The organism is Paenibacillus sp. SEL1 (assembly GCF_054602535.1).
In genome coordinates this window covers 2564602-2586007 of the sequence record NZ_CM137723.1, presented here as the reverse complement: position 1 = coordinate 2586007, position 21406 = coordinate 2564602, and the positions used below count along the sequence as shown (strand labels likewise).

General features: G+C 46.7%; 19 protein-coding genes. 6 read left to right on the top strand and 13 right to left on the bottom strand.

The features are described 5' to 3' along the window. Window positions 1-144 precede the first annotated feature (144 nt). Complete coding sequence (locus ACYCSE_RS11855; RefSeq protein WP_459702325.1) at window positions 145-1077, bottom strand: helix-turn-helix transcriptional regulator; 933 nt, start codon at window positions 1075-1077, stop codon at window positions 145-147. A gap of 107 nt (window positions 1078-1184) precedes the next feature. On the opposite strand from ACYCSE_RS11855, the gene ACYCSE_RS11850 reads away from it, so the two are divergent. Continuing rightward, window positions 1185-1724, top strand: a complete 540-nt coding sequence (locus ACYCSE_RS11850) for a dihydrofolate reductase family protein (protein WP_459702324.1) — start codon at window positions 1185-1187, stop codon at window positions 1722-1724. Window positions 1725-1806: 82 nt separating this feature from the next. On the opposite strand, the gene ACYCSE_RS11845 is transcribed toward ACYCSE_RS11850, so the two are convergent. The 3 genes from ACYCSE_RS11845 to ACYCSE_RS11835 form a co-directional block, all read right to left on the bottom strand. After that, on the bottom strand, window positions 1807-3102 hold the full coding sequence (locus ACYCSE_RS11845; RefSeq protein ID WP_254326941.1) for an ABC transporter substrate-binding protein: 1296 nt from the start codon (window positions 3100-3102) through the stop codon (window positions 1807-1809). Between the two features lie 86 nt (window positions 3103-3188). Then, window positions 3189-4025, bottom strand: coding sequence for a carbohydrate ABC transporter permease (locus ACYCSE_RS11840; protein WP_061829999.1), 837 nt, complete (start codon window positions 4023-4025; stop codon window positions 3189-3191). Further along, window positions 4026-4907 carry a carbohydrate ABC transporter permease gene (locus ACYCSE_RS11835; RefSeq protein WP_025721893.1) on the bottom strand — a complete coding sequence of 294 codons (882 nt, stop codon included), beginning with the start codon at window positions 4905-4907 and terminating at the stop codon, window positions 4026-4028. Between the two features lie 208 nt (window positions 4908-5115). Here ACYCSE_RS11835 and ACYCSE_RS11830 point away from each other — a divergent pair, with 208 nt between their 5' ends. Both ACYCSE_RS11830 and ACYCSE_RS11825 read left to right on the top strand, forming a co-directional pair. Beyond that, the gene (locus ACYCSE_RS11830; protein WP_446675054.1) at window positions 5116-6930 is read left to right on the top strand and encodes a sensor histidine kinase; all 1815 of its coding nucleotides are present in this window, start codon (window positions 5116-5118) and stop codon (window positions 6928-6930) included. A gap of 7 nt (window positions 6931-6937) precedes the next feature. Continuing rightward, window positions 6938-8572 (top strand): response regulator transcription factor, encoded by a 1635-nt coding sequence (locus ACYCSE_RS11825; protein WP_459702323.1) that lies wholly within the window; start codon window positions 6938-6940, stop codon window positions 8570-8572. On the opposite strand, the gene ACYCSE_RS11820 is transcribed toward ACYCSE_RS11825, so the two are convergent. The 3 genes from ACYCSE_RS11820 to ACYCSE_RS11810 form a co-directional block, all read right to left on the bottom strand. Then, window positions 8538-9125 carry a GNAT family N-acetyltransferase gene (locus ACYCSE_RS11820; protein ID WP_250259546.1) on the bottom strand — a complete coding sequence of 196 codons (588 nt, stop codon included), beginning with the start codon at window positions 9123-9125 and terminating at the stop codon, window positions 8538-8540. The genes ACYCSE_RS11825 and ACYCSE_RS11820 overlap by 35 nt on opposite strands. Before the next feature lie 126 nt (window positions 9126-9251). Then, window positions 9252-10376 (bottom strand): NADH-dependent flavin oxidoreductase, encoded by a 1125-nt coding sequence (locus tag ACYCSE_RS11815; protein WP_322172608.1) that lies wholly within the window; start codon window positions 10374-10376, stop codon window positions 9252-9254. 249 nt (window positions 10377-10625) lie between these two features. Beyond that, window positions 10626-11576: a bile acid:sodium symporter family protein gene (locus ACYCSE_RS11810; protein WP_061830004.1), complete on the bottom strand. Its 951-nt coding sequence runs from the start codon at window positions 11574-11576 to the stop codon at window positions 10626-10628. Between the two features lie 242 nt (window positions 11577-11818). Here ACYCSE_RS11810 and ACYCSE_RS11805 point away from each other — a divergent pair, with 242 nt between their 5' ends. Then, window positions 11819-12574: a tryptophan-rich sensory protein gene (locus ACYCSE_RS11805; protein ID WP_452566097.1), complete on the top strand. Its 756-nt coding sequence runs from the start codon at window positions 11819-11821 to the stop codon at window positions 12572-12574. Between the two features lie 96 nt (window positions 12575-12670). On the opposite strand, the gene ACYCSE_RS11800 is transcribed toward ACYCSE_RS11805, so the two are convergent. Both ACYCSE_RS11800 and ACYCSE_RS11795 read right to left on the bottom strand, forming a co-directional pair. After that, on the bottom strand, window positions 12671-13735 hold the full coding sequence (locus ACYCSE_RS11800; RefSeq protein ID WP_322172679.1) for an undecaprenyldiphospho-muramoylpentapeptide beta-N-acetylglucosaminyltransferase: 1065 nt from the start codon (window positions 13733-13735) through the stop codon (window positions 12671-12673). A gap of 127 nt (window positions 13736-13862) precedes the next feature. Continuing rightward, window positions 13863-14243 (bottom strand): RidA family protein, encoded by a 381-nt coding sequence (locus ACYCSE_RS11795; protein ID WP_061830007.1) that lies wholly within the window; start codon window positions 14241-14243, stop codon window positions 13863-13865. Window positions 14244-14506: 263 nt separating this feature from the next. On the opposite strand from ACYCSE_RS11795, the gene ACYCSE_RS11790 reads away from it, so the two are divergent. Together ACYCSE_RS11790 and ACYCSE_RS11785 are read left to right on the top strand one after the other, a co-directional pair. Continuing rightward, window positions 14507-15034: an RNA polymerase sigma factor gene (locus ACYCSE_RS11790; RefSeq protein ID WP_459702322.1), complete on the top strand. Its 528-nt coding sequence runs from the start codon at window positions 14507-14509 to the stop codon at window positions 15032-15034. Beyond that, window positions 15031-16299 carry a DUF4179 domain-containing protein gene (locus ACYCSE_RS11785; protein ID WP_459702320.1) on the top strand — a complete coding sequence of 423 codons (1269 nt, stop codon included), beginning with the start codon at window positions 15031-15033 and terminating at the stop codon, window positions 16297-16299. Before ACYCSE_RS11790 ends, ACYCSE_RS11785 begins: the two co-directional genes overlap by 4 nt. A 77-nt stretch (window positions 16300-16376) precedes the next feature. Here the strand turns inward: ACYCSE_RS11785 and ACYCSE_RS11780 are convergent, their stop codons facing one another. The 4 genes from ACYCSE_RS11780 to ACYCSE_RS11765 all read right to left on the bottom strand — a co-directional run bounded on the left by ACYCSE_RS11780 (window position 16377) and on the right by ACYCSE_RS11765 (window position 21358). Continuing rightward, on the bottom strand, window positions 16377-17096 hold the full coding sequence (locus ACYCSE_RS11780; RefSeq protein ID WP_459702318.1) for an NAD(P)H-binding protein: 720 nt from the start codon (window positions 17094-17096) through the stop codon (window positions 16377-16379). Window positions 17097-17142: 46 nt separating this feature from the next. Next, a complete protein-coding gene (locus ACYCSE_RS11775) occupies window positions 17143-18588 on the bottom strand; it encodes an ATP-binding protein (protein ID WP_459702317.1) in 1446 nt (481 codons plus the stop codon). 173 nt (window positions 18589-18761) lie between these two features. Then, window positions 18762-20264 (bottom strand): HD-GYP domain-containing protein, encoded by a 1503-nt coding sequence (locus ACYCSE_RS11770; protein WP_459702316.1) that lies wholly within the window; start codon window positions 20262-20264, stop codon window positions 18762-18764. A 785-nt stretch (window positions 20265-21049) separates the two neighbouring features. Continuing rightward, window positions 21050-21358 carry a hypothetical protein gene (locus ACYCSE_RS11765; protein WP_023986779.1) on the bottom strand — a complete coding sequence of 103 codons (309 nt, stop codon included), beginning with the start codon at window positions 21356-21358 and terminating at the stop codon, window positions 21050-21052. Window positions 21359-21406 lie beyond the last annotated feature (48 nt).

Genomic DNA, 21406 nt, shown 5'->3' with positions numbered 1-21406 from the left:
ATCATATACGAAAACGGGCTCTTTTCAAAACTTTATCACAAAAATAAATGGAAAGTCATAAGTTAATAACCTTAAATATTCATGTGATTAACTATAAAAAGGGGGAGTCCGAAAAGCCATGGAAATGGCTATGGATACTCTCTCCTATTCGTCATCCTCCTTCAGATAAGGATGCAGGCTGTCTTGCAGCAATTCCTTGACCCTCATCCGCAGCTCTTTCGGATATATGACCTCGGCCTCTGGCCCGTATTTTAGCAAAAGTCGGGACACATATCTAAACTCTTCGACCGGAATATATCCCTGCCATTCCTGATCCTGCCCTTCTTGATGGGACACATTTTGGAAGAGGGCATCTGATCCAGCAAGCCTGGCACCCAATGCGGTAAATTTTATTTTGGACGGAATTCCTATACGGGAATCCTCCGAAGCCAACCATTCCTGAAGTGAGGGAAGGCTGTCCAAGGTTTCGTCCAGCATCGTTATTGTAATCACCCGATCTGAACGGTACAGAATGATGCGGTCTCTGCTATGCGCTGGCATGTACCAATATCCGTGATCAAAATACAGTCCAATCGGATATACTTCAGTCCACTTTTCACCGGAAGCGGAGCGGTAAAACATGTTCACCCGGCGCTTATTCAGCGCAGCCTCCAAAATGATTGAGGTGTAGGGTGACTCTGCGTGAGTGGGTAGCATACGAAAAGAAATGTACTCCTTTAATTGATCAATACTGTCCTGCACATCCTGTGGAAGCTCGGCATAATAGTGCTCGGATAAATGTCCACGAACCGAGCCAAAAGGGATATCTGGAATGTTCTCCAACAGTTGCAGCATGAGGAAAAGACCCAGAGCCTCGTCGCGAGCAAGATGAAGGGGAGGAAGAAGCCGATTGGGGAGTGCCCGATACCCGCCATGAGGACCCATTTCGGTATAAAGGGGTAACCCGGTCTGCTGCAAATAGTCGAGATCTCTTTGTATTGTCCTGACAGAGACACCAAAACGTTCAGCTAGCTCACGCGCCGTATATTTTTTTCGGGAATCCAGTATCCTCATAAGAGCAATTCTGCGTTCGTTCATAAGGTACCCCTCGAATCCAAAATTAATTTTAAATGACCGTTTTAACTACGACATACTATGTCATAAATACATTGTAACATTAGGAAATAGAAAGGAGTGAATGAACTATGGAAGATTTGAAATCAAACGCAGTTGTGCTGTATATTGCCATGAGTCTCGACGGGTATATAGCTTTGCCGGACGGTTCGGTGGACTGGCTGTATGATGTTAAAGGGGATGGCGGGGACAATGGATATGCCGACTTTTACGACACCGTAGGTACAGTGCTGATGGGCAGGCTGACGTATGAGGAAGTGTTGAAGCTCTCAAATGATTTCCCTTATGCTGGCAAGCCATGCTATGTGCTCACACGAGCATTAACGGAACAACAGCAAGCGCCACATGTTACATTTACGGACGAAGCTCTGACTGAACTGGTTCCACGTCTACAAGAACAATCGGAAGGTGCGGTATGGCTAGTCGGTGGAGGCCAGTTAGTTCAGGCCTTCTTACAAGCTGGACTGCTGGAGAAGGCTATCATTGCGATCATTCCCAAGGTGCTTGGACAAGGAATACCGTTATTCCCAGAAGGAACGCTACCAAGTACATTTAAGCTCAAAGAAATAGAACGCCGCGGGGATATCGCTCTGCTCCATTACCATTTATAATTTTGTTTACAGAAAAGCCTTCATATTTCAGGATCATGCAATCTCCCTGAAATATGAAGGCTTTATCGCGTGCTTTTGTTCATTATTTGGTCTTCAAATTATCCCATGTTCTCTGGAAATCCTCGAATAGCTTCCCGGCATCCGATTTACCTGCCACATAAGCTTGCATCTGACTTCCGAATTCTTGCTGTGCTCCTTCAGGATAGCGGCTAAAGAACCAGCCCAACAGTTTGTTTTCCTTACTGTATTTCACCACTTCCGCACCCAGTTGGCCCATATCAGCCTCTGCCCCTTCGATGCTCTTGAATGCTGGAATAAACTTGAATTCCTTGGTGATATACTTTTTACCCTGCTCGGATGTCACCATCCAGTTTAAGAACTCCTTCGCCTCGGGTTTGACAGTCGAATTTTTATTAACCACCCAGTTGTTGGCGACACCTACAAACAGCTTATCTCCGGCTGTTGCGTCTTCACCAATCGGCATAGGTAAAATACCCAAATTCAGCTTCGGATTAATACCGTCAATTTGGACCTGAGTCCAGTTCCCTTGCTGCATCATGGCAGCCTTTCCAGTGGCGAAGTTCGTTACCTGCGTGTTGTAATCGGTCGTGAGCGGCTTCGAATTGCCATACTTCATTGTCAGGTCGAACAGCTTAATCCACTCGGCGAATACAGCGTTGCCCGGAATCTTTGCTGTTCCATCATTTAGTCCTTTCACGAAGGCCGAAGGATCCGGCTGATTGGCAAATGCCACGTTCAGCAAATGATTGCCCAGCACCCAAAACTCCTGATATCCATTAGAAAATGGAGTAATCCCAGCGGCTTGGAGCTTTTGCGCAGCTCCCTCCAGTTCGGACAATGTTTTAGGGGTCTCCGTAATCCCCGCCTTCTTGAACAAATCCTTGTTATAAATAAAGCCGTACCCCTCCAGATTCATCGGCTGGCCATACAGTTTGCCGTCTTTGGTCATCGGTTCTTTGGCGACATCGACCACATCGCCAACCCAAGGCTGGTCAGACAGGTCCTCCAAATATTCCAGCCACGTATCCAGCTCGCGGTAACCTCCTACGTTAAAAATATCCGGCTGCTCCCCGGAGGCGAACTTCGCCTTTAACGCCGCTCCATAGTCACTGCCCCCGCCCACGGTCTGAATATCGAGCTTGATCCCTGGATGAGACGCTTCGTATTCCGCTTTCATGCGATTCAGCGCTTCTGCAATCTCTACCTTAAACTGAAAAATGTGAATTGTTTTTTCCTTCACTTCCTCTTTACCTGCGTTTTGTCCGCCACTGCTGTTACAACCTGCCAAAACCAGGGCAAAGGCCGCGAGAAGCAAGATCAGTGCTTGAGCTTTCTTTTTAAAAGTATGCGTTTTCATTTTTATGTTCCTTTCTATTCTAAATTTCAAAGTGTCCTCCGTTTGCGGAGTGGCACACCGTGTACATTTTCAGCTCATCGCCACACTCAACCTTTGACCGAACCAGCCATAATACCTTGTATAATATATTTTTGCATGGCCAGAAAGAATACGATGACTGGCAGGATGCCCAGCACTAGAGCAGGCAAAGCCAAATCCCACTGCTTCGTGTATTGTCCAAAAAAGGCATAGGTCGCAATCGGAATCGTGCGCAGTTCAGCCTTTTGCAGTACCAGAGAAGGCAGGAGATAATCATTCCAAATCCAGAGCGTATTTAAAATAATAACAGTTACCATCATCGGTAGCATCAACGGATACACAATTCGGAAAAACACTCCGTAAGGCGTACAGCCGTCCACCGTAGCTGCCTCTTCCACCTCGACTGGCACACCTTTGACAAATCCATGAAAGAGAAAGATCGACATAGGGGCTCCGAATCCCAGATAACAGATGACCAGACCACTTATACTGTTCATTAAATCCAGTGTACTTACAACCTTGACCAAAGGAATCATCACCGATTGAAAAGGAATGACCATGGCAGCTACGAACAGGCTGAACAACACTCGATTATAACGCGTCGGACGCCGGACCATTCGGTAAGCAGCCATTGAGCTGATCAGTACGAGCAGTAGATTACTCACTACCGTAACTATAAGTGAATTCCATAAAGCTTCGGGAAAACGCGTGATGCTCCACGCTCTAGCGTAGTTGCTCCATACAAAGGTTTGTGGCCAGGCCGCAGAATCGGTGAGCAGGTCACCAAAGCTTTTGACCGAATTCACGAATAAAAAGTAAAACGGGACGAGGAATAACAATGCGACGAGGATCATCACCATCTCGGTCGCCCATGTTCCAAAGCGGTAGCGCTTGCTTGTTTCCATTTACGCTTCCACCTCCCGACTTTTCGTCAGTCGTACCTGAAGGCTCGTAACCAGAGCAACAATGATAAAGAAAATGAGTGCTTTAGCTGTTCCCAGCCCATAACGATTATTCACAAACGCTTCATTGTAAATATTAAGTGCAACCGACTCTGTGGACCCGAAAGGACCGCCTTTGGTCAGTGACAAATTGAGATCGAACATTTTGAATGACCATGATATCGCCAGGAAAAGACATACCGTAACGGCAGGCATGATCAAAGGAAGTATAATCGACCGCAAAATTTGCATCCGGCTTGCTCCGTCAATTTCGGCTGCTTCCAGCATATCGCGGGGCACATTGGTCAGGGAAGAGATATAAATAACCATCAAATACCCGGCAGTTTGCCAGATAAACACGATTACAATACCCCAGAAGGCCGTGATCTCATCTCCCAACCAGGACAGGTTGAAGAAGGACAAGTTCGTGCTCTCTCCGATTGCTGCAAATCCCTTGACGAAAATAAACTGCCAGATAAAGCCCAGCAACAGACCTCCAATCACATTAGGCATAAAAAAGATGGTCCTGAGTACATTTTTTGTTTTCAGCGGTTTGGTTAAAAAATACGCCAGCAGAAAGCCAAAAATATTCGCAGCCACCACTCCTACCACCGTAAAACGGACCGTAAACCAGAACGCTGTCCCAAATTTGTCATCATTCCATAAAATGTGACTGAAATTATCCAGCCCGACCCACTTTGCCTCATTGGCTACCCCATTCCACTCTGTAAAAGAATAGTACATTCCGAGCATAAAAGGGATTACAATAATGATAACGAAAAATAACGTCGACGGCCCTACAAAAATGCATTGCTGGAGCCATTGCGACGACTTGGCGCGATTCAATCCGATCCCCCCCTTTTGTTGTCTGTTGGTGTCTGGAACGCTCCCTTACGGCTTTCTTTCAGCAGCATGATGCTTGGGCCGTACGGATATGCGATTCACATGTTCATTATGTCGAATAAGCGCTCTGGAGAACACGTAGGATCGTGAACCATTAGGGGGGAAAATATTGACCTCTGGCTCGCCTTGAATTGTGAAAGGAGCTCACTGCATGAAATTTCACAGTATTCGTTCCCGCCTGATCTGGTTTTTGCTCATTGCGGTCACTCTGCCGCTGCTGCTGTCGATGACTATGACCTTCGTTCTCACCAAGCAATCCTTGCGGGAGCAGGCCACACAAGAAAATGAACGGCTTATTTTTCAGGGAATTACGAATCTGGATAACTATTTACAGGGACTGAATCGGGCGTCCATCGGAGTCTATAATGACCCCCATTTTCTGCGTAATCTGGCCAAAATTCCGGATGATTACCGGGCCGTCGCTGAAATTTACACCACACTGCAAACGATGATGAATGCTTCGTCAGGCATTGACCAAGTGTATTTGCATTCTTTTGAGGCTGGGCAATCCACGTTGATTACCAGTACAGTCCCGCTACGGGAATTCCGGCTGGAGCCCTTTACTGGTTCTATTCATTACGGCCCTTCCGGACTATTCATACAGCCTTCGCACATGAAGCATTTGTACGGCTTTTCGGCGGTTTCCTATGCGGAGCACAGCACAAAGCGGCAGGTATTTACACTTCATCGGGCGATTCGGAACATTCCTGCCTCAGAGACGCTTGGGGTACTGGCTATAGATGTTGATCTGGAGCCGCTGCGCAGTATTTGCCGTCAATTGTATGATGCGGATACAGAGGAGCTGTTTTTGATCGATCGGAACGGAACAATCATATATAGCGGAAAAGAAGCAGCGATTGGAACACACTGGAAGGAATCTGACCTGCTCAATCGAATTTCTAAAGAAGGCGAGCACGGAGTGATTGAGGATGATACGGCACTGCACGTGTACGGCAAGCTGGATGCCAACCTGTCAGGCTGGACGCTCGTCAAGAAAATTCCACATCGTACGCTGTATTTACGGGCTACCCGCCTGACTCAGATTAATGCGGTCATTACAGGCGCAGCGTTGCTACTTGTCATTGTGGCCACGTTATGGATTTCGATAAAAATCACGGAACCTATTAAGCGACTGACTCGCTACATAAACCAGATTCAGTCCGGTCAACTGGATGTAGACATTCGGGCCATGAGTAACGATGAGATCGGAGTACTGTCGCGCCGTTTCAGACAGATGATGGATACCATCAATAACCTCATTTTGCGGGAATACAAGCTGGAGCTGGCTAATAAGACACATCAGTTGAAAGCGCTTCAAGCACAGATTAATCCTCATTTTTTATATAATACGCTACAATCGATTGGAACCCTGGCTCTACAGCATGAGGTACCGCGGATTTATTCTCTGCTCTCTTCCCTTGCCAAAATGCTGCGCTATAACATGCGGGACCATACGGTCGTTACACTCAAGGAAGAAGCCGAACATGTAAAACAATATCTTGATTTACAAAAGGAACGCTTCGGTGAGCAATTAGAGGTCACTTACCAGTGGGAAGATGAGGTCCTGAATGATCGGGTGCCTAAAATGATTCTCCAACCGTTGGTAGAAAACTACTTTAAACACGGTGCCGATCCCCGGCTGGGGCCCGGTGAAGTTCGCATTACAGGCAGCCGAATCCGGGAAGGCATTGTGAAAATAACCGTGGAAAACAACGGAACTTCCATTCCACAGGCCGAATTGGAGCAGCTCCAGCATATGTTAAAACGTCCGCTGAAAGCCTACGAAGAGCCGGACACTAGCGAGCAGGATTCCATTGGCCTTCGTAATGTTCTATTGCGTATTCAGCTTCACTCGGAGGATGGTTCCAACACCCTGTGCGTAGACAACATCCTGCCTCATGGTGTCCGTTATACACTCGAAATTCGCACTGAAGCCCCTGCAGAAATTCATATTAAGGGAGAGTGATCTGTCAATGAAAGTCCTGATTGTGGATGATGAGAAGCATGTACGCCATGCCATTCGGATGCTCGTACATTGGGAAGCGTGCGGTGTGAGCGAGGTACTTGAAGCTGAGTCGGGCGATCAGGCGATTGAGGTCATTACCGCCCTTTCCCCACCCGTTGTACTTACGGATATGCGGATGCCCGGCAAGGATGGAGTAGCACTGATGGAGTGGATTCAAGTGAATTCCCCAGCAACCCGAGTTGTGGTGGTCAGTGGTTATGATGATTTTGATCTGGTTCGACAGGTCATCCGCCGGGGAGGCATGGACTATATTCTTAAGCCCGTAGATCCAGTGGAGATTAACGAGGCTCTAAATAAAGCCACTCAAGCCTGGCGGAAAGCGGAGCAAGACAGGAACAGGCAGACGATGCAGGCCATGGAGGTCAACCGGATGAGGCCGCACTATGCTGATAAGCTCCTGACTGAGATCGTTTCCGGTATAGCGAGTACCCCTCTTTCCATTACGCCCTTACGTGAGGAGTTACGTCTTCCAGCAGCTATTCAGATATGTAATGCAGCTGTGATGAGTACCACGCAGCTGGATGCCGATATACTGGACAAATATAAAACGCGTCGTGCGCTTTTGAGCTTTTCCCTGATTAACATCTGCAACGAATTCCTTGGAACTTCTCTAACCGGAATTGCATTCCGTCATCTGGAGCGTATGGACGAAATTATTCTGCTATATTGGGGCGAGCCAGCTCGTTGGCCGCTGCTCTTGCAGGATATTCACACAGGGATCAAAACAGCTTTGCGGTGTTACATGCACATCGGGGTTGGCTCTTTTGGCTCTTTTGGCGCTTTTCCCATAGCGGCAGCCACTGCCTACCAAGAGGCACGGCAAGCATTGTGGAAACGGGATGTGTTGCAAACCGTCGACTGGATGCACCAGAGTTCCCAGACACGGCAAAGCATTCGTCTTCCCCAGTTGCCTGAGATGGAAGAGGAACTGCGGCTTAGTGCACTCAGCTGTAATGCCAATCGTGTGTCGATAGCGGTAGGCCACTGGATAGCAGCCGTAGCCGAACTGCCTTCGGTGACAGCAGAGCAGCTAGCCAGTTGGAATCAGGAGTTGGACTGGATGCTGGCCCGCTGGCTGAATGACAGACCCGGAGATACCGATGGCGAGGAACTGGCAGATGAGTCCGGCTCCATTCATGCATTGCCGGTCGACAACCGTGGTATGCTTTCCCTGCCCTTATGGCAAAGACAGGTTGAAAACCGACTGCTGGCAGCCGGTCAGGCACTTACACCAAGCCATAGCCCAAACAACCCGACCATCCGTGATATTGCCCGCTATCTGGATGCACACTATGACGAGGACATTTCTCTACAGGATATGGCGAGTCGCTTTTATCTCAGCCGCGAATATATTTCTCGTAAATTCAAGCAGGAGTACGGGGTTAATCTGTCAGACTATTTGTGTCAGATCAGGATGAGCAAGGCAAAGCTATTGCTGCTGAATGACAAGCTGCGCCTTCATCATATTGCCGGTATGGTCGGGTATCAGGATGAAAAATATTTTGGCAAGGTGTTCAAAAAACTGGAGGGGGTCACGCCCGGCGAATTCAGAAAACGCCATTCTGCAAATCCTCAGCCGTGACCGCATACAACACGTGATCTTCCCACACACCATTAATCTTCAAATAGTTGAGAGCCAGCCCTTCGCGGCGAAATCCTGCCTTTTCCATCACTCGATTGGAAGGCGTATTTCTTGGCATCACTCCAGCTTGAATACGGTGTAATTCCAACTCATTTAAGGCGTAGCGTACAATATCCTTCACCGCGGAAGTGGCATAGCCTTGTCCGTGGTATGCAGGATCTACAAAGTAGCCCAGATTGGCGTTTTGAAAGGGGCCTCTAGCGATACCCGACAGCTCCATTCTGCCGATCAGCTTATCATTTTCCGGCAAAAAAAGTCCAAACGTATATCCCTGTCCGGCTTGTGCCGCTTCCAAACCGTTAGAAATCAGACGCGCCTGTTCTTCCAGCGTAAAGTAAATTTCAGGTCGTTCTGGCTCGAACGGTTTGAAAAAATCAAAATTTTCACGTCTGATCTCTAATAAACGTTCTGCATCACTTACTTGTAACAATCGAATCTGTAGCCCCGGATGGGTGGACTTTATCAAAATGGTGCCATTAGCTTTATGTAACATTGTCATTTTCCTTCTTTCACAGTTATTCCTATATTATTGTTCACGGTTATTATTGTTCACGGTCACGAGACAGGAAAATACCCCAGGTGCATGAGAGCAGCCTAGGGTATCTCCATCATTCAAAATTTAGTCCGTAACAGGCATCCAGCCTGGAAGGGTCGTCAACGCACCCCACAAGTAGTCAGGAATGACTAGCTCCTGCTGGGCTTGCTTGGATAATGTCGTGCGAATGGTATCTTCTGTGCCGTTTTGCACCTTCTGAACCCATTGCGGCTCCATCAAAAGCGGACGTCCCAGCGATACAAGCGGTACACCTGTCTCCAGTGCTGCAAGCGCCTCGTCCGGTGTATTCAGCGACCCAACTCCCATAATCGGCACACGGTTACCTACCTTCTCATGGATGAGAACGGTACGTGACCGTTCGTCACTGCGGTCACGGAACGAACCACCGAAGAAATGATTTACGGAAATGTGCAGGTAATCCAGCCCTTGATCCGCCAGACGGTCTACAAGCACCATCGTATCCTCCAGCGTAATGCCTGGTGTGTGTCCTTCCTCAGGAGACAAGCGGTATCCAAAGATGAATGGCCGCTTTGCATGTTCTGCGATCACTTTCTTCACTTCGTGAACAACCGCCAGCGGAAAGGTCAATCGTTTTTCAAGACTTCCACCCCATTCATCGGTACGAAGATTGGAGTGCGGGGAGAAGAACTGCTGGACCAGGTAACCGTTCGCTCCGTGAAGCTCCACACCATCATAGCCTGCTTCAATCGCTCGGCGAGTTGCTTCGCCATAGGCACGGATGACGCGGTGGATATCATCGGAGGTCATTTCACGCGGCACAGGCGCACCTTCTTTTTCCTCGGCTACTGCGCTTGCACTGATCGGCTGTCCATCTGGAATTTGATCTGGTGGACACAGGCGGCCACCATGATAAATTTGCAGGATCGCTTTTGCGCCTTCTTGATGAATCGTATCCGCCAAACGACGCAGGCTCGGAATCAATTCATCCTTGTCCGCACCGAACTCATTGACAAAGCCTTTGCCATCTGGAGTTACATACACACAAGCGGTAATAACCGCGCCTACACCACCGGAACGTTCGCGGTAGTATGCCAGCTCCTGGTCACTGACTTCACCATTTTCGTGGGAAGCAAAGTTAGTCATAGGTGCCATAGTAATACGGTTCTTCAACGTAACACCGGATGGCAGGGTAAAAGTTTCAAATAGAGACTTATATTTTGGGTTCATTCGTTCTCTCTCCTTCAGTTTAAATCAGATCAGATATATAAGGCTGTTGAGCATGAAGCCGAATACGAATTCGATGCAGTTTTCCTTCCATAACGAACTTAAACTACTGTTGCTTACTTAAATACAGTGGTTGTAATAACCACAGTATAAAGATCCGCAACTATAAAGTCAAATCCATCCTTTCTGACCTTCTCTAAACTGTTCGAAAAAGCTGAACCGCAGCTACTTATCACAAGCCACTGACAAAGCTTAATGGTTCCCGGCTGTGCTGTTCTTCTCCTCCCGGCGGGAAAACCAGGTCGCGAGCAACGAGCCGGAAATATTATGCCACACGCTAAAAATCGCACTCGGCACAGCAGCAATCGGGTTAAAGTGAGCTGCTGCAAGCGCAGCGCCCAGTCCCGAATTCTGCATTCCCGTTTCCAGCGTAACAGCTTTACGCTTGGAAAGATTCATACCGAATAGCTTGGCAAACCAATATCCAAGCAGGAACCCGATACCATTATGCAAAATAACCACACCAAAAATAATCGGACCTGTCTCCAGAATCTTTCCTTTGCTGCCTGCAACCACAATAGCCACGATGAGTACAATCGCCAGTGTTGATATGAGCGGCAGCGCCTGAACACTGGCTTCTGCCTGTTTGCGAAATAGCGATTTAACGATAACACCCAGCACTATGGGGACAATAACTACGATGAGAATATCCATGATCAGCGACTTCGCATCAATATTCATCCATCGTCCAGCAAGCAGGTTAATCATCGCCGGAGTAGCCAGTGGAGCAATCAGCGTCGACACCGAAGCAATCGACACGCCCAATGCCACGTCGCCTTTGGATAAGAGCGTCATTACGTTGGATGCAGTTCCACTCGGACAACAGCCTACCAAAATGACACCTACCGCAATATCCGGTGGCAGCTGCAATACTAATGCCAATCCAAAGGCCAGAAACGGCATAATCAGATAATGCCCGACCACACCAATAGCCACATCCACTGGGCGCCGGAATACTTCACGAAAGTCAGCCGCAGATAAAGTTAATCCCATCCCAAACATGACAATGCCCAGAAATAACTGTATGTATCCTTTCAACCCTGTAAACGCCGCAGGAAAGAAAAATCCCAAGCATGCAAATAAAAGTACCCAGATGGAAAAGGTTCCTCCTACAAATTTCCCTACTTTCTCCAAGCCATTCATTCTACTTATCTCCTTACTTCTATATAAGTTGAATCTGAGGAATTTCAGCTTATATAGTGCTTAAAATTTTCACCATTGTACTACATATGACTGCATATACATACAACTTTTTATGATTATACCGGGATCAAGAAACTTTTTCCCGTTAGGACATATTCGAAAGCAAAGTGGGTATATTCATAATAGAAGTTGTGACCAGTCGGTCATTTTGGATCATCATTCGTTGAGGAGGAGATATCCCTATGTCACGAAGTCATCCGTATAAATGGTGGAATATTATTGCATTTATCGCTGTCGTTCTCGTTAACATTCTGGCTTCTACACTTCCTATCGGCGGCAGAAGCACTGCTGCTGTATCCAACATGTACCCTACCTTGATCACACCAGCGGGTTATGCTTTTTCCATCTGGTCGGTCATCTACGTACTGCTCGCCTGCTTTGTCGTGTACCAAGCTACACCTACAGGGCAATCCAAGACAAGCGTTCAGTCCATCGGTATTTTTTTTATTCTAAGCTGTCTCTTCAATATCATCTGGATTTTCCTCTGGCAGTATGTATACGTAGAGCTGTGTGTCATCGTCATTATTCTATACTTGCTTTCCCTGAGCGTCGTGTATGTACGTACCCGCACGCCGCAGCCAACCCTTGGAGAAATGTGGTTCGTCAAGCTACCATTCAGCCTCAACCTCGGTTGGGTATCCGTTGCTACTATTATCAACATTGCAGTGGCACTGGAAAAGAATGAATGGAGTGGCTGGGGACTCAGCGATACGACATGGGCGATCATTTTCCTGCTCATCGGCACCGCATTGGCGATCATGGTCAGCTTCCCTTATCGCGACAGCATTTATCCTCTCGTATTTGTATGGGCCTATGTCGCCATCGCCGTCGAGCATCCGAACAATGAAAATGTACGGCTAGCCGCATTGATCTTGGCGGCAATCATTCTGGTGTACGCGCTATGGCTATTCTTTGCCCGTAATCGAGACCGGGATTAAAGAAAACGAATATGATCTCTAGCAAAAGCAAGCGAGTTGGGTCTGAATCATTTAGCCCAAGCTCGCTTGCTTTGTTTATTCATTTTAACCATGTGATTAGGTATGGACTCTAAGCAAATCTATAAGCTTGCTTGTCGAGTGATCTGCATTGATTTTCTTCATATTGATAATATAATCCGACCTTTTTTCATACAAACGAAGTATCATGTCGACAAATCGTTCAGATTCCAACTCTTCTTCTTCTAAAAATTCACAAAAGCCTTGCGCTTTAAATGATTTTGCATTTAGAATTTGATCTCCCCGGCTAACCACCTTTGAAAGAGGGATCAATAGCATCGGCTTCCGCAGCGTCAAGAATTCAAAAATGGAATTTGAACCCGCCCTAGAAACAACCATATCTGCCATCGTCATAACATCCGCCAGTTCATCGTTTATGTATTCAAATTGCTTGTAGCCATGCATATGAATGGAATGATTCACTTGATCTTTACCACAAATATGCACGATTTGAAAATGAACGAGCAAAGCCTCTAAATTCATCCAGACCATCTCATTGATCTTCTTGGAGCCTAAACTCCCACCCATGATCAGAATGATCGGCTTATTCCGAGTAAAACCGCAATAGGTTAAACCTTTGGCTGACTTCCCATCTTTTAGTTCATCTCTCACAATAGCACCTACATACCGAGTATGCTTAGAGCGAAAGTACTGAGTGGTTTCAGGAAAGGTAGTACAAATTTCTGTAGCAAATGTGCTGGAAATCTTATTAGCTAATCCAGGGGTAATATCTGATTCATGAATGATTACAGGGACTTTATTCAACCAGCCAGCCAATACCACAGGAACCGAAACAAATCCGCCTTTTGAAAAAATAACATCCGGTTTTTCTTTTCTTATAATCCGGTACGCTTGAGAAATCCCCTTCAGTACTTTAAAAGGGTCCTTAAAATTATCCCAATCAAAATATCTACGCAATTTTCCAGTTGAGATACTGAAATAACACACATCTTCTAGTCCGGAAATCAATTTTCTTTCAATCCCTTGTTCAGAGCCTATGTATTGGACACTCCAATGTTGTTCCAGTAAGTGAGGAATCAAAGCTAGGTTTACTGCTACATGTCCTGAAGAGCCTCCACCAGTCAAAATTATTTTTTTATTAATCATCTCCACCTCCGCTCTGTATTTTAAAAGAACAAAACACATTAAATTTGAGCAAACGGGTGTCTCTATTTAACAGGGACACCCGTTTGCCATGCAAACTTTTTATTTTATGAACGGATCTTTCAGACTATTCGCCCTTCAATGCAATGACTTCAATCTCTACCAGTGCATCCTTAGGCAGACGAGCTACCTCCACCGCACTGCGTGCTGGGTAGGGTTGTTCAAAGAAAGAACTGTACACCTCATTGACGCTGACAAAATCGTTCATGTCCTTCAGGAATACAGTCGCTTTCACAACCTGGTTCATGTTGCTGCCTGCCTCTTCCAGAATGGCTTGTACATTGCTCAAGGACAGGCGTGCCTGCTCCTGTACATCCTTACCAAACTCACCTGTTGCCGGATTCAGTCCAAGCTGTCCCGAAGTGTAAATAAACCCGCCTGCCTCTACCGCTTGGCTATAAGGGCCGATAGCACCGGGTGCTTTTTCAGTAGCAATTGTTTTTTTCATATGGGATGGATTCTCCTTCCTGATACTGGTTCACCGTATTATAGCATGTGCAGTCCAAAGCCACTATTCCGTGCGACGGGTTAACGCACAGGGTTTCTTTTAAGACACCTCATTGGGAAGGTGCTATATTTTTTTATTTCCGCTGTAACCTTTAGCACCTATGTATCATCTAACTCCTATAACCTGCTACAAAATAAATTTTATAAATCCAGATACAGGTACAATGAACATAGCTAGTATAGACGGGAAAGGGGCACCATCCTTTGAATCTCGAAACAAACTCACACCAAGCAAGTCAGGGAGACCGCAAGGCATTCGTCGCCTTGATGAAACATATGGAATCCGATATGTATGGCATGGCGCGTTCCATTCTTCGCAGCAATGAAGATTGTGCGGACGCGATGCAAGAGGCGATGCTCAAGGCATACCAGTCTCTGGGTGAACTGCGTGAACCTCGCTATTTTAAAACATGGCTGCTTCGCATCCTCATTAATGAGTGCCATCTCATTATCCGCAAGCAAAAACGGATCGTCCCCGTGGCGGAATTTGTGCAGGAACCCTCCACCTCAGGTGGATATGAAAAAATCGAGCTGCGCGAGGCCATCGACCACTTGGAGGAATCCATGCGAACCGTAATTTCCCTGCACTATTTGCGGGATATGCCGATCAGAGAAATATCAGAGATACTGGATGTATCAGAGGGGGCCGTCAAAACACGATTGCACCGTGCTCGCAGAATATTAATGGACCTGCTACAAAATCGTGGAGAAAGGAAGGTGACCTTTCAATGAGCCCTTCAGAGATTGAGAAACAGCATCAAGAGCTGGATCGGAAATTACAATCAGAAAAGGTAAACTTGGACGCAGACACGGTAATGATTCCCGATTTGGTAAGAGAACGCTTAGATGCATTTTACACACAAATGGAATCAGATGGGGGGCCGTTATCCAAGTCTCCTTCCTTACATCGACCGGGCAAAAAATTTCTCCGGGGAACCGCAATTGCCGCTGCTTCTGCGGCTGTCATTAGCGTTATGATCATCGGTAGCGCCTTTGTTTCGCCTACAATGGCAGAATCATTAAAGCAGGTCCCCCTTGTAGATAGCATGTTCAAGCTTGCTGGGGATCTCGGGCTGCAAACCGCTGATCAGAAAGGATTGGCAACTTCCTCGAATCTCAGTGTTACCCATAGCGGTATTACATTAAAGGTACCACAAATCATATTTGACGGGACACGCTTGGTCGTGGCGTTGGAAAAGAGCGGCGGAGATTCACAACATCAAACCCTATATCCGGCGATCCAAACGCAAGGACAGCCCGAAGAGGACATTCTGGAGAAAGTGGACCTGTTCATCAATGGGACATCGGTCAATAGCAATAACGGCGCCTTTAATTTCATGTATGGCCGCCCAGGCAAAGATAGTAATTCTATGCTGATTGCGTATATGCGTGACCCTGCCAGTGGTAAACCCGCCTTACCAGATCAGTTTGAGCTAGAGGTATATGCCAAGTTAAAAGGTGTAGCCGAGCCGTTTCGCATACAAACCCCGGTTCACAAAACTAAAATAAATAACAAGATACTTCAGCTGCAAATGAGTAAGTCTAATCCGTATCTTGCATTTATGGCAGAAAAGGTAGAAATCACACCCATCACGACCAAGATCACAACGTCGTTTAAAATGCTGACCGATATTGCACATATGCCGGATGAGTACACCGTGGAGCGAGAGTACAATGACATTAAAAACGGACAAACGATCCAGTACACCAAAAAGGAATTGGATATGCTTGATTATGCGGTATTCGACGAGCAGGGAAGAGAACTCCAACTCCTAAGCGGCTCTGGAGTTCCTCTTACCAAAGAACGTAACAGCAAAATGATCACCCTGTTTACTCCTTTTGTGGACACTCCCCAGAAGATCATCTTCAAGCCTTATATCTTGCCAACACAACCAGGAGGCAGTGCCCTACTCGATGCTAATGGCAACTGGACACGTCATTATATTGATGAATTAGAGATTACGGTGGATGTGCCGCAACATACAAACCGCCAATAAAACACAAATAACGCCGCTGTTGTCCGAATCATCGGGCAGCAGCGGCGTTATTTTCATTTTTAACCCTAGCCGTGGTTTTACACGTTCTCATCAGGAGCCGTTCCTGTACCGGGTTCCTCATCATCGGATGTTAGTTCTGCACCAATGACTCGAATGATGTCGTTCGGATAAATATGTACGCCGCTCGCCTGTGCGAGAGCAATTCGTACCATGGCTCGTGCGATGACCGGGGCCGGGATGGCGCGGTAGGAAGCGAGCTTGCCCGTCATCAGGCCGTCCAGTGCCTTCATGACAACAGCGGCAGCGGCTTCGCCCAAACGTCGTTCAGGTCTCGCGCCCAAAATCAGCGACGGACGGAACAAATGCAGCGCAGGCAATGCGACAGCAGCAAGCGCCTCTTCAGCCTCACCCTTGATACGATTATAAAACACGCGTGAGTCTGGATCGGCACCCATCGCAGAGACCGCAAGCATCTGTACCGCTCCAGCTTCTTTGCCTAACTGGGCTGTCAGCACCGGATAGTCCAGATCCACCTGACGGAACTGCTCCTTGGAGCCCGCCTTTTTCATCGTTGTCCCAAGGCAGCAAAAAACATCATCCACCCCTTCGAAGGCGAACGCCGCTTTCTGCGACTGTTCCCAATCGATGAGCGCCTGCTCCAGCTTGGGATGCTTGATGTCCAATGGACGTCTGCCCATAACCATGACGCGGTTGTATTCCTTTTGCACCAGCAGTTCTCGTACAACATAACCCCCGACAAGCCCTGTTGCACCCACAACGACCGCTTTGCGTTCCATGATAGACCTCCTTTGTGCCATAGCGCTCCTGCTCCTACAATTGCGATTAGGTTAATTTAAAGGGTTGTTCGTCCGCCTCCTTGCTTTTGGACGGACACATCGGTAGGTACAGGGAAAATGTACTTCCCTTGCCCTCCTCACTCTCCAGACGGATAAACCCGCCCAACAAGCGGGAAAAATCACGGCTGATGGACAATCCCAACCCAGTTCCTCCATATTTACGATTAATGGAACCGTTCGCCTGCTGGAATGCCTCAAAAATAACATGCTGCTGAAGATTGGAAATGCCGATGCCCGTATCTTTTACAGCAAATACAACCCAATCTCCCTCTTGTCCCTTTCGATCCAGATGTTGTGTGCTGATTTCCAGCAATACACGTCCTTCATGAGTGAACTTAAAGGCATTGGACAATAGATTACGCAAAATTTGCTGTACGCGTTTGGAATCAGACCGGATTTCATTCGGTATAGGCTCATGCTCCTTCAAGCTGAATTCCAGATTTTTATCCTTCGCTGTGACTTCAAAATGCATCATCATCACCTGCGCAATCTCACGTACACTAACTGGCTCACTTACGATTTCCATGTGCCCAGCCTCGACCTTGGATAGGTCCAGAATGTCGTTGATCAATTGGAGCAAATCATGCCCAGAGGCATAAATTAGATCACTGTACTGGTCTAGCTCGTCCTCATCCAGCTCTTTTCCCTGCTCGTTGATAATTTGCGCCAGATTAATGATGCTGTTAAGAGGTGTACGTAACTCATGCGACATCGTTGCCATAAAATCCGATTTATATTGGGAAGCCATCATCAGTTGCTTGGCACGTTCCTCTAGAATGACCTTTGCCTTCTGCAACTCATCTCGCTGCTCTGATAACAACTCATTCGCCTGCTTAATCTGATGATTCCGCTGCTGCTCCATCTGAAAGTCACGTAAAATCAGAGCAAATAAAAAACTGAGAACGATGCCGATAGGCAGTGTAAGAGGAACAACCTCCGCTACATAATAGCGCCAGGGAATGACGCCTAGTAAGGCAATATTTAACGTATTTACGATATTAACCGCTAAAATGGTTACCGATGCCTTGATAATCAAACGCCAGGTGGAACGGCGCATCCAGTAGTTCAATCCAGCGCACAGGACGCCCAGAATGCTCATATTCAAAAAGCCGACCCACGCCGCCATATGCAGGCCGAAGGTAAATCTCGTAAGTCCGATTGCGACCCCAATAATAATAAGCGTATAAGAGCGAGGATACACCAACGCCGCGATAATCAGCGGTACGAAACGCAGATCAAAAATAACTGTTTCACTAAAGTTAAAACCAAAGCAAGAGCTGACCCATCCGCCAAATATCACTAGCAGCACCGAGCTGACATATTTGAACCGCGAAGAGGTACGACTCAAACCATATTTATAAATCACGTTCGCCACATAGGCAACGGCAATCAGCATCCCCAAATTCATTAAAAACATCATTGAAAATTGCATGGACTCACACTCCCATAGCGCAAAAAATTGGATGCCAGGCCTATGTTAACCGCGTCTGCCTTTCTTGTACATCATAACATGAAGCCCCATCTTTCGACATGTCAAAAGATCTTATATCCGTATATAAAAAAAGCGAACCTCAATGGCTCGCCCTAGTGCTGATACCTATAGAGTCAGCTTGTGATGCCTTTGTTCCGGCGCCACTCTTTGACAAATAACTCGGCAAAATAAGGGTCCCATTGGGTTCCCTTTCCCTCTTCTAATATCATAACCGCCTTCTCTTCCTTCATACCTTGCCGATAGGGACGATCAGACGTCATCGCATCATAAGCATCCGCTACAGCAATGATTCGCCCAAATAAGGGGATATCTTCCCCAGCGAGCTGGTCAGGGTACCCCTTGCCATCATAACGCTCATGGTGCGAGCGCACGCCGGGCAAATAAGGGGCCATAGCATAAGCAGGCTCAACTTGCCGGAGAATGCTTTCTCCCATAACCGGGTGCATTTTAATCTGATCAAACTCCTCGTCCGTCAGCTTGCCGTCCTTGAGCAGCACAGCGTCAGCTACGCCGATTTTACCGATATCATGCAGCAAGGCTGTTTTGCGCAGCAAGTCGAGGTCCGTCTCATTCAAACCTCCCTTGCGCCCAATGAGTACGGAATATTCAGCTACACGCAAAGAATGTCCTGCGGTATAAGCATCTCGCGCATCCAGTGCTGCCGCCAAGGTGGCGAAGTAACTGTCCAATAGCTGACCGTTCTTTTCTTCCCGTTCCTTCAGGCCCTCGATCATCATGTTAAATCCTTCGACCAGCTCCGCAAATTCGTCTGAATACAAATCGCTGGCATTACTGTTCAGGCGGCCTTCCTTCACTTCATTCATTTTTTCTAGCAGATGGTGGATCGGTTGTTCGATCTCACGGGTCAGCAACCTGCCGCCCAGATAAGCAAAGGCTACACCAAAAATTAAAATCGTACCCGCCCAAGCCCAATAGGAGGTAGAATCCGTCGCCTCCAAACGTTCCAGGCGAATCTGTGTAGCTAAACAAAATAAAAATAAAGGAAAAGCACCAATGAGCGTCGCACTTAACTGAAATTTATGCCGAAGCGATAGCAGGACTCGTCCTCGCAGGGACAGGTTTAATCCATATTGCTGGTAGGTTCGATCACGAATTTCCTCCAGAAGCGGTTTGATTGCTCTCATGGTCAGGAAAAATTCAACCAGTGCGTGCATGGAAGCGACCAGACAAGCTCCTATACAGGCGATTCCTACATAATAAAAGGGAAAAGTAAGTTGTCCAGTATGTATCATCCATAACGCAATAACGGTTGCCGGGATAGAGAAGCCTAACAAATGCGGTCCAACAATACGTAAAACTGACAAATTAGGCAGATGATGAACCCGGATATACACCGCTTCTACATCCTTAAGCGTTTCCTGGTTACCTAGAAAAAAACGATGAACGGGTCTCAAATGCATTCGAAACACTATGGTTTCACAAGCAATCATAATGACGCTGGAAAATGCAATAATTTTAACAAGACCCAGAATTTCATAGTGGGCTACATTTAACGTGGAAAATACAAAAATCATACCTACCAACAATACAGCGATAAACGAACCTATAATATAGTTCAGGATAACATGCTGAATAAAGCGCTTATAGGTCGGCAAATTGCTACCCCTCTTTTCATCCGTACACTCTAAAATATCTTGTGTATTCAATATCGGAGTCCAACCATCAAAAGTTTACCTTCTTGCTCGAGCATTTTACATAAATACGAGGACGGCTTTTAATCTGCAATTTATAGATGGAAAATCATCTTATTCTTAATTAAGAAACTCGCGAGGGAAGGACATTTTAGCCAACATTTTTTCCAGTCTATCATCAAAAAGCCAAAAATGACTTGTGTTTTATAATCATTCTTGCTATACTATTAGAATATGTATTAACCCCATAAGATTCCACGCAACAAGCTATTACTCCTAATCACCGTATGGAGCTTCTCCAAATTTTATGTATAACCCTAATGTAGAATTTTGAGCTTTTGCCGAAGATTTTCACATTCACACTGGCGCGGTCATCGGAGCCGCAAGGACGAAAGAGAGGTAGGGCTTTTGTCGTTTGGAAAATGAACAGTGGAATCACACTGCCCCTTATGAACATGCTGACCATATAATGCAAGGTAGCAGGGGTTGAATATATATTATGCCATCAAACGATGAAGTTTGAGCAGGCCGTGCAGTATATGCAAACTGCACCATCCTCCGGATGATCCCCGGGGGATTTTTCATATACGGAAAGCATATCTATGAACAAAAAAGTGGCCCTGCCGATACATCGGCAGGGCCTATAGCTTGATCAAAAAGGGGTTAATAGGGTCATTATAGTCTCGCTTTCTTAAAACTAAATGATATGCACCTTAAAAACTCATTAATTTTCCAGTTTTATATACCTTCTAATAATTCGTCCAATATTCTGTACCATCGGGCGGCATCGTTTGCGTAGTGGAACGTCTTGTTTCCGCTTGGGTGCGCCTTTGGGTCGAGGGACGTTCCCACCCTTCCAGTAAAACAACATGCTGGGTACCCGAATTGTTTTCCCAAGTGATGTAACGCTCCTGTTCCATATGTCGCAAGGCGACTGTAATTTCAGCGTCTCGCTTGCCTGTTTTTACGGTCAATTCCGCCATTGTGGGCATGTGGCGATGCTGGGCGAAATAATTATACAAAATACGTAGCAGCTTTCGTTCCAAATCTGGCAACATCGTCTTCCCTCCTACAAAGAACATATGTTCCCATTATAACATATAAAA